12 protein-coding genes are annotated in these 13,413 nt (G+C 60.0%); 4 read left to right on the top strand and 8 right to left on the bottom strand.

The window, feature by feature from the left end; genetic code table 11:
- Window positions 1-392: 392 nt before the first annotated feature.
- Together VK574_RS13130 and VK574_RS13125 are read left to right on the top strand one after the other, a co-directional pair.
- Complete coding sequence (locus tag VK574_RS13130) at window positions 393-1,820, top strand: MATE family efflux transporter (RefSeq protein WP_472800297.1); 1,428 nt, start codon at window positions 393-395, stop codon at window positions 1,818-1,820.
- Window positions 1,821-1,923: 103 nt separating this feature from the next.
- Window positions 1,924-3,378 carry a TolC family protein gene (locus VK574_RS13125; protein WP_472800296.1) on the top strand — a complete coding sequence of 485 codons (1,455 nt, stop codon included), beginning with the start codon at window positions 1,924-1,926 and terminating at the stop codon, window positions 3,376-3,378.
- A 132-nt stretch (window positions 3,379-3,510) separates the two neighbouring features.
- On the opposite strand, the gene VK574_RS13120 is transcribed toward VK574_RS13125, so the two are convergent.
- Genes VK574_RS13120 through VK574_RS13090 form a run of 7 tightly spaced genes read right to left on the bottom strand, consistent with a single transcriptional unit; the run spans window position 3,511 to window position 10,588 of the window.
- A complete protein-coding gene (locus tag VK574_RS13120) occupies window positions 3,511-4,104 on the bottom strand; it encodes a YceI family protein (protein WP_472800295.1) in 594 nt (197 codons plus the stop codon).
- On the bottom strand, window positions 4,101-6,035 hold the full coding sequence (locus tag VK574_RS13115; protein WP_472800294.1) for a cbb3-type cytochrome c oxidase subunit II: 1,935 nt from the start codon (window positions 6,033-6,035) through the stop codon (window positions 4,101-4,103). The genes VK574_RS13120 and VK574_RS13115 overlap by 4 nt, the downstream gene beginning before the upstream one ends.
- Window positions 6,022-6,432: a hypothetical protein gene (locus VK574_RS13110; protein ID WP_472800293.1), complete on the bottom strand. Its 411-nt coding sequence runs from the start codon at window positions 6,430-6,432 to the stop codon at window positions 6,022-6,024. Before VK574_RS13110 ends, VK574_RS13115 begins: the two co-directional genes overlap by 14 nt.
- Window positions 6,429-7,844 carry a hypothetical protein gene (locus tag VK574_RS13105; RefSeq protein ID WP_472800292.1) on the bottom strand — a complete coding sequence of 472 codons (1,416 nt, stop codon included), beginning with the start codon at window positions 7,842-7,844 and terminating at the stop codon, window positions 6,429-6,431. Before VK574_RS13105 ends, VK574_RS13110 begins: the two co-directional genes overlap by 4 nt.
- Entirely contained in the window at window positions 7,825-8,532 is a 708-nt protein-coding gene (locus VK574_RS13100) for an ABC transporter ATP-binding protein (RefSeq protein ID WP_472800291.1), read from the bottom strand. Before VK574_RS13100 ends, VK574_RS13105 begins: the two co-directional genes overlap by 20 nt.
- A complete protein-coding gene (locus VK574_RS13095) occupies window positions 8,529-9,638 on the bottom strand; it encodes an ABC transporter permease (protein ID WP_472800290.1) in 1,110 nt (369 codons plus the stop codon). Before VK574_RS13095 ends, VK574_RS13100 begins: the two co-directional genes overlap by 4 nt.
- Entirely contained in the window at window positions 9,635-10,588 is a 954-nt protein-coding gene (locus VK574_RS13090) for a polyprenyl synthetase family protein (protein WP_472800289.1), read from the bottom strand. Before VK574_RS13090 ends, VK574_RS13095 begins: the two co-directional genes overlap by 4 nt.
- A gap of 361 nt (window positions 10,589-10,949) precedes the next feature.
- Here VK574_RS13090 and VK574_RS13085 point away from each other — a divergent pair, with 361 nt between their 5' ends.
- Window positions 10,950-11,627 (top strand): response regulator transcription factor, encoded by a 678-nt coding sequence (locus VK574_RS13085; RefSeq protein ID WP_472800288.1) that lies wholly within the window; start codon window positions 10,950-10,952, stop codon window positions 11,625-11,627.
- A complete protein-coding gene (locus tag VK574_RS13080) occupies window positions 11,608-13,044 on the top strand; it encodes a sensor histidine kinase (RefSeq protein ID WP_472800287.1) in 1,437 nt (478 codons plus the stop codon). Before VK574_RS13085 ends, VK574_RS13080 begins: the two co-directional genes overlap by 20 nt.
- Before the next feature lie 112 nt (window positions 13,045-13,156).
- Here the strand turns inward: VK574_RS13080 and VK574_RS13075 are convergent.
- Window positions 13,157-13,413 (bottom strand): tetratricopeptide repeat protein (locus VK574_RS13075; RefSeq protein ID WP_472800286.1); only part of this gene is annotated, 257 nt, incomplete at its 5' end.

Genomic DNA, 13,413 nt, shown 5'->3' with positions numbered 1-13,413 from the left:
GACGCGATAACTAGAAGCAGGTCCTTCACTTCGCTTACCCCATCGACAAAGACCTGTCGCTGGGGACCCCGACCAAAGCGCTACGTTCAGGATGACACCGTACGGTGACGGCGGATTTTGCTGGAAATTGAAATTGAAATCGGGTTATAGTCTTAAGACCCGCCGGACCTTTCCGGCTATGGAGGAAACAGTGTTTCAGCCTACCGCCGTACGAATCATTCGCTGAACATTGCCTCGGGTTTTCCCGTACTGCCGCCTCCTGGCGGCGCCCCCGAGGTTGACTTCAGCCCCTGGGGTGATTCTGCAAATCACAAATTGATGGCAGCGTGACCCCTTCGCTATTGATGTGTGCGTTCGTGCGCGTTCGCATGCGTTGACGTGGAGATTTTCGAATGTCTGTTCTTGAAGGTTTGACGCCGCCTCCGATGGAGGATGGGCGGAGTTTCTGGTCTTCGGTACGCGAGGCGCTGAGCGGCTCACACCAGGACTTCACACAAGGGAATTTGAATCGCGCGATTCTTCTGCTGGCCATACCGATGGTGCTGGAGATGGTGCTGGAGTCGCTATTTGCCGTCACCGATGTGTTCTGGGTGGGCAGGCTGGGCGCAAACGCAGTTGCAACAGTCGGCATCACGGAATCGATGCTTGCGCTGGTGTTCGCCATCGGGCTGGGCGTTTCGATGTCGACGACGGCAATGGTGGCGCGGCGCATCGGCGAGAAAGATCCGGAAGATGCGGCGATTGCCGGCGTGCAGGCGGTGGTGCTTGGCCTGCTGATTTCGCTGGGGATCGGGATTCCGGCGGGAATTTATGCGCCGGAGTTGTTGCGGGCGATGGGCGCTTCGCCGGAGATTGTGGCGAGTGGATCAGGGTATGCGCGCGTTGCGCTGGGAGGCTGCGGCGCGATCATCATGCTGTTCCTGAATAACGCGATATTTCGCGGGGCCGGCGATGCTTCGATTGCGATGCGGCTGCTGTGGGTGTCGAACATCATCAATCTCGTACTCGACCCGTGCCTGATTTTCGGGCTTGGGCCGTTTCCGAAGATGGGTGTGACGGGCGCGGCGGTGGCGACATTCACCGGGCGATCGATCGGCGTGCTGTACCAGTTCTATCGGCTGTTGCGAGGAACGGAGCGCATTCACATCCTGGTCCGGCAACTGCGCATTAACGTGCGGGTGATGGTGAAGCTGCTGCGGGTGTCGGCAGCGGGCATTCTGCAGTTTGCCATCGCAAACACGAGCTGGATTGTGCTGGTGCGCATCATCTCGATTTTCGGATCGTCGGCGGTGGCGGGATACACGATCGCTATCCGCATCGTGGTGTTCTTCATTCTGCCGGCATGGGGATTGAGCAACGCGGCTGCAACGCTGGTGGGACAGAACCTGGGAGCGAAGAGACCGGACCGCGCGGCACAGGCGGTTTGGCGCACCAGCGTGTACAACGTGATTTTCCTTGGAGTGCTGGGTATTTTCTTTGTTGTGTTTGCAACGCCGGTGGTGCGGCTGTTTGTGCATGACCCGGCGGTGGTGCCGATTGCTGCGACAGCGCTGCGCACCTTCGCCTGCGGCAACGTTGGCTATGCGTACGTGATGGTGATGCTGCAGGCATTCAACGGGGCTGGCGACACACTGACGCCGACGATTGTGAATTTTTTCGGCTTCTGGGTGTTGGAGCTACCGCTGGCATGGTGGCTTGCCATTGGGCTGAGGCTTGGCGCCAACGGAGCATTTCTGGCGGTGGTGATTGCTGAATGCTCGATCGCGGTGGCGAGCATTATTCTGTTTCGGCAAGGCAGGTGGGCCCGGCAGCGGATTTAGGCAGATTCCGGGGCGAACGCGGTTGATTCGCTCCGGTTTCGCCGGATTCTTAGCATGATCGGGAATCCTTAAGGACTCCGCTACATCTGAGAGAATGATGGATGTGAAAGTAGCGAAACATTTTGCCGGCCTGCGGCGCTCGGGACTGGTGTGCGCGGCGGTCATGGTGTTGACGGGAGCTGTGTGCGCGCAGACTGAGAACCCCAGTTCGACGACGAATCCCTATTACGGTAGCGTGACGGCGCATGTGGTGACGGACCAGCCACTGCAGTTGTCGCTGGACGAGGCAATTCGACGCGGGTTTGAGAACAATCTTGGATTGAAGGAAGCCGAGAGCGGCGAGAAGTTGTTTCAGGGCGAAAGGAATATCGCGCTGCAAGAATTTTTGCCCACGATTAATCTTTCGGGCGGCACCGGCGTCTTTCAACACAACCTGGCGGCGCAGGGATTTGGGCCGGGAGTGCTGAAGCAGTTCGGAAATCTCTTCCCGGGCGGAGTTCCGGGGGGGCTCTCGCTGATCACGAAGGACGATTTGACGCAGGGTCAGCTGACTTTCAAGCAGACGCTGTTTTCGGGTGTGGTGATAGCCGGCTGGAAAGCGGCAGGAGCGGCGCAACGATCTGCCTACTTCAGCAAGATGACGGCGCGCGGCGAGGTCGTGCAGCAGGTGGCGACAGCGTACCTGCGCGCAATCGCGGATGCCAGCGAAGTGGACAACGCTATGGCGCTGGAGAAAGCGGACGCGGTTTCGCTGCAGCATGCGCACGATGCGCACGTTGCGGGCACTGCCGCCAACCTGGATGAGTTGCGGGCGCGGGTGCAGTTGCAATCGCAGCAGCAGACGCTGATTGCGGCGCAGAACGCCGAGGAGAAGGACCTGATCCTGCTGAAGCGTGAGATCGGAATCGATCCGGGGCAGAAGATTGTGCTGACCGACCCCGCGCCCTATAGCGACCTTGCAGAGCAAACGCCCGCGGAAGTGCGTGCCGTCGCGTACAAGAATCGGCAGGACTATCAGAATCTGCAAAACCAGGTGATTGAGCTGCGCGCGCTGCACTCGGCTTACAGGGCGCAGCGGTTACCGAGCTTGAGTTTCAGCGGCAATTACGGCGTCGACAAGGTAAACGGGAGCCCGAGTCACGGCGTGTTTGCTGCGGTGGGAACGCTGAATGTGCCGATCTTTCGGGAGGCGAGTCTTCGCGGAGATTCCGACGCTTCTGCAGCGCAACTGGCCGCGGTGAATGCGCAGCTTGACGATGTGCGCAGCAAGATCGACCAGCAGGTGCGGTCGGCGCTGCTGGACGCGGACGCAGCGAAAAAGCTGCTGGAGGTCGCGAAGTCGAGTGTCGATCTGGCTACGCAGGAACTCAGCGATGAGACGGACCGCGTGAATGCGGGAGTGGATAACAACCTGCCGCTGGTTACGGCACAGGCTTCGCTGGCATCGGCGCAGAGCAATTATGTGCACAGCCTGTATCAATACAACTTGTCGAAGTTGGCGCTGGCGAGATCGGCGGGCGTGATTGAGCTGCAGTATCGGGCCTATCTGGGAAAGTGATCAGCGGTCGGTGGTCGCGGCATCGGAAGGCAAGAAGCGGATTCTTCGCTCACCACCCCCAAACTGAAGTGCGTTTGGGGCCCCGTTCTCTCAGAATGACGCCTCAACTAAAAGAATCTCAGGCTCGAGTAACTAACTCCCCGGAGTGACTTTGCCGGTCAGGGTGAGGTCGATGTCTACTTCTTTGGCTACTTTGAGTATGAAGATGCTGGGGTCTTTCAGGCCCCACTTCACATAGGGCACAACGAAGTGCGTTTTGGCAGTGAGGGATCCGGCGTCGATGTGGATCTGCATGGGCACGGTGAGGTCGTGGGGTGTGCCGTGAAGTGTGAACGTGCCTGAGACCTGGATGGTGGAGTCGCCGGTGGGCGCGATGGCGCCATCGTATTTCTGTGGTGCGAAGGTGATCTCGGAATAGTGTTCGACGTCGAGGACATCCTTGTTCATCTTCTTATCGCGGCCGGGTTCGCCGCTGTTGCCGCTGCCCGCCGCGACAACTACCGAACCGGAGATCGTATGCGCGGTGCCATCGAAGTCGATTGATCCGCTCTGCACGTGGAAGGTGCCGGTCACATGGTGGCCGTTACCGCCGAGAGCCCATGCAACCTGGCTGGCGTTGGGATCTACGGTGAAGGTCTGGTGCTGTGCGAAAGCGCTGGCGGCAAAAAGCAGCGAGCTCGCGATAAAAGCGGAGCGGACTGAAACGGAACGCAGGGGGCCTTTCAATGTTCGTCTCCTGAAGTGGAATGCGACGTTTGCTCTTGTGATGGCTGCGTAGTGCTTTGCGCAAGCCACAGGGTCAGTGAAGCAATATCTTTGTCGGGCAGATACTCGTGCCCTGCCATGTCTGAGTTGGGAATGCCGAACTTTATGATTTGCGCGAAGTGATCGACGTGCGCAGGTTGCGGTTTTGAGGTGGAGGAGGAGCGTCTTGGGCCGGAGGTCAGGACCGCCGGAGACTCGATGAACTCTGATTGCCACTTGAGGCGGGTTTGGCCGCTCGCGTTGTGGCAGGTGGCGCAGTAGCGATTGTAGAGTTGCGGGCCCTCTGCCGGGTTGGCGGAGGCAAGGACATCGTCGGGCAGATGCCATTGCTTTTCATCGACGCCGTGCCGCTGCGTTTCTGAGGAGTGCAGGCTTGCCAGATATGCAACCAGATCGTTGCCTCTTCCATCGCGGAAGAGGAATGCATAGGACGGCATGATCGAGGCTCCGCTGACTTCGCGGGGATTGTAGAGGTGCATCTTGAGCCAGAGGGCAGAACGGCGGACGCCTACCTGCGAGAGGTCCGGCCCCTGGCGACGATTTCCGATCAGCGGCGGGCGCTGCTCGTGAATCTTGTCGACGCTTTCAACGGGCCCCCACATGAGTTCGTCGGCGGTGCCGGGGCGGACATATTGCGAGTGGCAATGGATGCAGCCCTCGGAGATGTAGACGAGGCGGCCGCGTTCGATAGCCGAAGGCGAAGCAGCTACGGGAGCTGCGGGCTGAATGCGATAAACGACGAGAGCGATGAGAAGTACGACGCCGGTGAGTGCGAGCTCGCGGGGGCGGCCGCGACGGATCTTGAAGATGATTGGTGCAAGAACGACTGCGGTGGCGACAGCGACGAAGGCTGGCGGGACGTGGCCAAGATTCTGGCTCATGCCGATGCCAAGTGCAGAGCCGATCCAGCCGGCAATCGCGTAGATCCAGCCTGCCTGACGACCACGCTCCGCGACGGTGGCGGCGGGTGACAGCAGCGATGGATATGCAACCAGGGCTACCGAGTAGAGCGAGACTCCGACGGGATAGAAGACCGAGGCGGTGAGGGCGCGTGCGGGATCGAGCAGAAGCAGGCAGGCAAAGGCGAGCGCTCCGACGGCCGCCGCGAGAACGATTGGCAATTCGCGACGCGAGAGCAGCCATGCACTGAATACGGCTGCGCAGAGGTGAATAAGCGCGTTGGCCCAGAGGTGCGCGGAGCCTTGCCAAATGAGGGCTTTGAGGGCGGTGGAGTTCTGGATGATGAAGAAGGCGGCGGAATCGAGCCAGATGAGAGTTGCAAAGGACGCGACGACAAGCGGAAATGGAATGGCAGGCGAGGCCGAGGGCGTTTTTGACTGGGTTTCGGATGAGGGATCGAGGATAAAGTCTGCAAGGACGATGCCAATGAAGCAGAGAAGGCCTGCGGTTGCCGACTGGACTTGCGGAGTCGCCGCGAAGAGGGATGGGACGTTGCAGAGAAAGTAGCCAATCCCAGTGCCGAAACCGACTTTGAGGAGGGCGTCGCGATCGCCGATCCATTGACGGAGATGTGTGACGAGGGTGACGGTGAGCAGGCCGAGGCTAGCGCCGATGAGCGTGGAGACTGCGATAGCGGAGGCGAGGGTGAGCGGGGCAATAGTGAGGAATGCCGCAATGGCAGCGGCGACGAATGCACATTGAAGGCGGCGGGCGGAGGACGGAAAATGCCTGACGCGTGGAGAGAACAGGCTGAGACCGATGCCGCCGATGGCCATGGATGCCATAACGGACTTGAGATGCGCGCCCGTGATGCCGAGCGTATCGAGACGGTGGATGAAGGCGAACTGCGCAAATATCAGGAAATAGACATAGGTGACGGCGATAAGGCCGACACCCTGGATTCCCGATGTGCGCAGCTTAGTGAGTGACATGCGACAACCAACCTCTGTGCAGTCCGCGCGCCTGAATCAGAACGCAGATGCAGTCGAATAGCGCAATCGTAATCCAACCGAGCGCGAGCGTGCCGGTGAGCACCGCGACCAAGACAAAAATCGCAACCGAACTGCGGATGATGGCGGTGAGGAGCCATACGGCTTCAAGGCGCGGCATGCTTCCGGTGCGATGGATCAGGAGTGCGCCGTAGAGATAGGACAGGCCGACTGCAAAAACAAATGATCCGATGAAGGAAAGGAACGGAGCGGCATCGCGAGGAGCCGACAGTCCCATCAAACGAACGGTAAAGACAGGAGCGGCGATGAGCAGGGCACCGGTAGAAGCATCGGAGACGCCTGCGATGAGCTGGTATGCGAGGAGGTAGAGGTCTTTCATACTGTCACCTCATGGGTACGTTCAGATGGAACAAAGCCGCGGATGCGTATGAGCGCTGATGCCGCTGCGAGCCACTCGGCGGAGGAGATGAGCATGAGGACGCCGGTGACGAGGCGAAGAGTGTACAAGACGTTGCGCGCGAGGCTGGGAACAATGGTGAAAGCGGGATCGCTGCCCTCGACCCAACCGGCAATGAGCATCAGGACGACGTAGGCCAGTACGCTCCAATTCCACATGTGAAACGACCAACGGCGGGTGAGGATCCAGCCGTCGTCGCCGAGGAGTTGAACCATCACGACTGCTAGAAGCGCGGAGAGAAAGCCGGCGACAGCGATGAGTGAATGGCCGACCAGGCCGTCGGTGAACTTGAAATGATCGAGCACGCCGGGAAGGAACATGATCCAACCGGAGACGACAAGGAATCCCCACCACCAGAGAAGGGCCGTTCGCCAGGATCGTGTATTGTCGTGCCACTGAAAGGTTGCATAATATGCAGGCGCGAGGGGGAGCCATACCAGCAGGCTGCCGAGGCTCAGGTATTGCGATGGCACGTGATGGCTGATGTCTCCGCGGCTCATGGAGAGACAGAGCAGTGATTCGGCGGCGAAGACTATCGCGGAAATGAGAAGAGGCCGTGGGCGGCTGGGCTTGCGGCGCGCTACTCCGAAGGGAACGATGAGCAGGATAGCGACGACGCCGAGGGAGGACTCAAGCTGGCTTTCGCCGGTGGGACCGCCGGTGGAAGGATTGATGGCGGGGTAGAGGCCGGGACTTGAAGCAACGTAGATGGCGGCTGGGACGGCGAGGAGGATGGCCAGGCCGATAATTTTCACGGCGTGTGCGGACCATGGTTTGTTTCGCGCGGAATTCCAGGCAAGAACCAGCGAGCAGGCGAGCAGGAGCCAGAGCGCAAGCATGGCGGCGGGGAACGCGAAGCGCGCGTAGCCGGACCAATCGAGAAAGAGCTTTCCGCTCGAGTGACCGGCGAGCCAGGTGAGCGATCCGATGAAGAGCACGGTGGACCATGTCCACAAGACGGGGCGGCACCAGGGTGCGGCGGGACCGCGGTCGGCGCCGTAGGTGCGGAAGAGCCAGCCGAGCATGGGCAGGCCGCACCATCCATAGAGAAGGATGTTGACGTGAACCATCATCCAGCGACCGTAGGTCCATTCGCCGAGCACTGTATTGAGAGAGGGAAGAAGTAAAAGAAGCGCGAGCATGACGCCGATGGCGTTGCCGATGACGAGCCACAGGAATGCGTGCCAGGCAGCGGTGGCGATGGGGTGCGCCGTGATGATTGTTGAATGCGAAGGATGGACAGGGTCGGCGAGCGATGGCTCGGGTTCGGCCGAGCTTGCGGTTAACAACGGGGCTGCGGGCGGATCGAGAACGCTAGACGGTGCGAGGTTCATAGATCCTCCCGTCGTGCATTTCGACATAGCGGTCGCATCGGTAGGCAAGACCGCGATCGTGGGTGGCCATCAGCAGTGTGACGCCATCGTTGGCAGCAACATCGAGCAGGAGTTGAAAGACGGAGCCGCTGGTGTGTTCGTCGAGGGAGCCAGTGGGCTCGTCGGCGAGCAGGATCTTGGGGTGGTTCATCAACGCGCGACAGATGGCGGTGCGCTGGCGTTCGCCGCCAGAAAGCTTTTGGATTTTTTGATGGAGGCGGTGGCTCAAGCCGGTGCGTTCGGCGAGTTGATGCAGGCGCTGATTTGCCAGGATCCGGTTGGTGCCAGCGGCCACTGTCGGGATCAGACAATTTTCTGCGAGAGTTAGATCGGGAATGAGGTTGTGTAGCTGGAAGACGAAGCCGATTTCGTGGCGCAGCAACTTGAGCAAATTGCGATGACGATTGACTTCAATGCCGTTGACGACGATGTGGCCGCTGTCGGGTGCGTCGAGTCCGCCGAAGAGGTGGAGGAGTGTGCTTTTGCCGCAGCCGGAGGGACCGCAGAGCGCGATGGTCTCGCCCTGGGCGGCTTCGAAGTCAACGCCCCGAAGGACGGTGATGGCGCCATCGTCGAAGCTCTTCCACACCTTTTCGGCGCGCAGAACGATGCGGTCGGTCGAACTCGGGTGGGTGGCGAGGCTGCTCATTCGAAACGAAGCGCCTCCACCGCACGGATGCGCATGGCGTAGGCTGCCGGGTAGAGCGCGCCGCCGATGCCAGTAAGCAGCGCGAGCACAATGACGACAAGCATGAGGAGCGGTTTGATGGAAGCGTCAACATAGCCATCAAGCGCGGGGACGTGCTTGAGGGTGAAGAGCGCGACGACACCGATGACGAGTCCGACGAACGCACCGAAGGCGGCGACGCAGGAGGATTCGCCGAAGATCATGGCGGCGATTTGCGTATTGCTGAAACCGTTGACGCGGAGGATCGCGATCTCGCGGATGCGCGTGAAGACCGACATGATCATGGTGTTGGCGATGCCGAGTCCGCCGAGGATGAGACCGCATCCGCCGACGGCCCAGGCGGTGGCTTTGAGGATTTTGAACTGGGAGTAGGAGTGCTGGAATTCGGTGTCTTCAAGCGCGATGAGGTTGGGGTAGTTTTGGTTGATTTGCGCTTTGAAGGCTGCGGCATCGTCTTTGTTTTGGAGTTTGACGGTAACGACGGAGGAGCCGTCTTTGTGGAAGAAGCCTTGGGCAGCGGCGAGCGGCATGAAGACGCCACCATCTTCGAAACCGTTGGCGGCCCTGAGAATTCCAATGACATGGAAAGTGCCGTGGCCAATGGGGACGCGGCTACCGACACTGGCGTTGAGGAAATCGGCCGCACGGGAGCCGAGGACTACGTCGTCATTGTTCTTGCCAAAATCGACGCGATCGCCGGCTAGCCACGTGGCTTTACGAATGCGGGCATCGCCGGGCGTAACGCCGAAGCAGGTGATGATGGGGTGGTCGGCGCTGGAGACGATGCCGAAGAGAACGGGGTCGGCGTGCGCGACGGTGGGCCAGGTGGAGATTTCACCGGAGAGGGATGCAGGGACATTGCTAAAGAAGAGATCGGATACGTTCTTCTCGAAGACGATGACTTCGCTATCGCTCGAGAGAATGCTGGAGAACATGCCGATGGCGCCCTGAAGAATGGTGACGACAGTGAGCATGGCGGCCACACTAAAGGCAATGCCGGCGATGCTGATGAACGAACGGATGCGGTGCCGGCGGAGATTGGTGAGGATGAGCTTGAGAAAGATCATGACCGCTCTTTCGTGAACGCCTCCTCAGCCATTTCGCAGGCGACGTCGGTGACCTGGCGGAGTTCGGCTTCGAGATCACAGCGGAGTTTGGAGAGGAACGATAGAGCGGGGCGACGAATAAGCAGGCGATGGAGGGTGAGATCGCCAATATGCAGGATGCGCTCGAGGCGTTCGACAGTGCCGCAGACACCGATGGCGCTGGCGATGTTGGGACGATCGAGGAGTTCGTCGCGGGCGGCGGTTTTGCCGGTTTCGGTGGCGCTTTGCAGCACATCCTTGAGATCGTCTATCGCCTGGTAGGCGAGTCCCCAGCAGACGGCGACGCGTTCAAGCAGCTGAATCTCGCGGGCGGGAGCGCCGCCAAGCATGGCGGGAACGACAAGGGTGAGACGAATGAGCGAAACGGTCTTGCCGAGGGCGATGCGCTCGGTGGTTTCGCGCGTGTGGGGGAGCGAGGAGTAGTGGAGATCGAGGCTTTGACCGTTAAGCAGGCCGTCGACTCCCAGGCGCTGCTCGATGTAGGCCATCACGGGACGCTGGGCGCCTTGTGGGCAGGCGGCAACGGCGCGCCAGATGAGAGCGTAGGCGCGATTGATGAGAGCAAGCGCAGAGAGGATGGCGGTGGATTCGCCGAATTCGATGTGCACGCAGGGGACGCCGCGGCGCTCGAGAGCGTTGTCCATGCAGGGCAGGTCGTCGAAGATCAGCGAGGCGGTATGAAAGTACTCGAGCGCGATGGCGATGTTGTGGGCGGAGTCGGTATCGAGATCGTAGGCTGCGCCCAGGCGGAGGACCATGCGGGGGCGAACGAGACTGCCGGGAGATGAGAGCACGTGGCGCAGGGCATCTTCAAAGGCGGGATCGAGAAGCGACGGCAGCGGCAAGGAGGTGCGAAAGGACTCTTTCAATAAGGCCGAGTTGGGTTCGTCGAACTGAGATTCTCGCGGCACGCTGCTCCTTGTCTCCCGTTGGTGTTGGATTGCGAGTGCAGCGCGCGAGGACACCTTCCGGATCAAATGAGCACGAGCCGCCATGTACTTGGTTGAGACGCGTTTCAGCCGGGTTTGGCGCAAGTGAACGGCAGCGAAAGTGAATGAAGTTTTGTTCATTTGACAGGACGCACAGCTACAGATGCAATCAAATGGGCTTTTGTTATCAACCATATTGGATGCACATGACGTAGAAACAGCACCTACATGACGAATCGTTCATGGAGTGCGTTCGTTGGAACAAATCTGCCATGAGTTCGCTCAAACTTTCGAAGGGGTGAAACACAGTCTGTGTCTAAGTGAATGAACTAAGATGGCCTTCATGCGGCTTCTGTTAGTTGAAGACGAGCACGATATTCAGGCGTTTCTGCGGCGTTCGCTGCAGGAGGCAGGGTACCAGGTGGACGTGGCCTCGGACGGTAAGACGGCCGAGCGTCTGGCTATCGAAAATACGTACGACATCCTGGTGGTGGACCTGGGGCTACCGGACTGCGACGGGATCAGTCTGATTTTGCGGCTGAGGCAGATCGGGGTGAAGGCACCGGTGCTGATTTTGTCGGCGCGGCGATCCGTGGATGATCGGGTGCGCGGGCTGGAGCAGGGCGGCGACGACTACCTGACGAAGCCGTTTGCGCTGGCGGAGTTGCTGGCGCGGCTGCGGAATCTGCTGAAGCGCAACGGTCCCGCGGGGAGCGAATCGACGAAGTTGCGCGTGCTGGATCTCGAGCTGGATTTGCTGCGGCGGGAGGCGACGCGCTCGGGTGAAGTGCTGCAACTGACGCCACAGGAGTTTGTGCTGCTGGAGTATCTGTGCAGGAACGCGGGGCGCGTGGTGACGCGATCGATGATCCTGGACAAGGTATGGGGGATGCGCATCCAACCGGACACGAACGTGGTGGATGTGCACATCTATCGGCTGCGCGGGAAAGTGGACGGCAAGGGACAGCAGCCGATGATTCGCACGCTGCGGGGAGTAGGGTATGTCCTCAAAGACCGGTAAGACGGTGATGCACAGTGCGGCATGGCGCATTTCGCTATGGGCCACGCTGGCGTATGCCGTCGGCACGATGCTGGTGTTTGTGTTTCTGCATCGATTTGTTGCTTCGGATATTCAGCGGCGCAGCGACGCATGGCTTTCCGGTGAAGTCGAGGTGCTAGGCGATGTTGCGGAGCACACGCCGAAGGATGCGCTCTACGGCCGTGTCATGGGCGAGGTGGCGGAACTTGCCAGCAAGGAAGTGCCGAACCGGGTGCGGGGGGAAAGCGCAGAAAACGACTCGGTGTTCTTTGTCCAGCTCGGCAGCAATGGAGCAATGGAACTGTGGGCGGGACCGGGAAGCAGCAATGCTTTTGTCGACGCAATTCAAAAGGCGACGATTCAGCCCGACCGGCCAACGGATGTGAATGTTGCGGGAACCGCAATTCCCTTTCGCGTGGCCACGCTGCGCATCGATGACGGAAGCCGTGTGTACCTGGGGCTGTCAGAGCGCGATGAGCTTCGAGTACTCAACAAGCTGCGGCTGAGATTCATTTCGTGGTGGCTGCTGCTGGTGGCGCTGGGATTTGCGATTGTCTTCTTTACAACGCGCAGAATGCTGAGCCATGTGCGGGAGATTACGGAAGCGGCTTCGCGCATCGGTCACTCGGAACTGAATGCGCGCGTGCCGACCACTGAGCGCAGCGACGAGGTGGGACAGCTGGCACGCACGCTGAACCGGATGCTCGATCGGATCGAGAACTCGATGCACCAACTGCATACGATTACGGATTCGCTGGCACATGATTTGCGCAGTCCGCTGACGGCGATTCGCGGGAAGCTGGAGATGTCGCTCTCGGCGGCAACCGATGCGGAGCAGGCGGAGCCGATTGTTTCTGCAATCGAGGAGTTGGACCGACTGACGGAATTTCTGAACGCGTCGCTGGATGTGGCCGAGGCGCGGGCGGATGCGCTGCGGCTGACGCGAAGCGAAATCAATCTGGATGAACTCTTGCGGATCATGATCGATCTCTACGAACCGTCGATGACGGAAAAGGGATTGCAGATCAGGCTGCGCAGTGCGGGGCCGGTGACGATCGACGCGGATGCAGCGCTGGTGCACCGGATGATTGCCAACCTTTTCGACAATGAATTGAAACATCTGCCGGCGTCGTGCACGGTGACGGTGCGGCTGGAGTCGGGGGATGGCGTGGCGATGCTTTCGGTGGAGGATGACGGGCCCGGGTTCTCATCGGATGTGAGTGAGCACCTGTTTGAGCGGCGCGTGAAAGGCAAAGATTCGAACGGGCACGGACTGGGGCTGGCGTTTGTGGATGCGGTGGTGCGGGCACATGGCGGAACCATCACGGCCACGAATCGTGAGGGCGGAGGGGCGCGGATTGCGCTGACGATGCCGGTGGTGCCGGTGCATGCGGTGTAGAAGCCGGATTCTGAACTTTCGAGCTTAATTAGAACTGAGCGTGAAGCCGCCGTTCAGGTTACTCGACAGCATCTTTTAGATTCATCGGTTCTGTGGAGACAATGCCCTCAACTCACCTGGAAAGCTGATTCAGATGATCCAGAGTTGCTGCCGCGGGAGAGAAACCCGGAGCAAGTTGCAGTGCCATTTCCGCTTCCTGACGAGCCTCTGCGTATCGCCTGACGGCGGCCAGGGCGTTGGCGAGGTTAGTGTGGTACTCCGGATCGTTGGGTGCAATGCGAGTTGCCGTCCCGAATTCCTCGATCGCAGCGCCGAAGCTGCCCCGATCTGCATCGACGCCACCGAGATTACTGTAGAGCGAGGCGCTGA

Origin of the sequence: Occallatibacter sp., from assembly GCF_035317045.1 — a bacterium.
In the GTDB taxonomy this organism is placed as follows: Bacteria; Acidobacteriota; Terriglobia; order Terriglobales; family Acidobacteriaceae; genus Telmatobacter.
The sequence above is the reverse complement of the archived record's forward strand: the minus strand, read 5'-3'. Positions and strand labels throughout refer to the sequence as shown.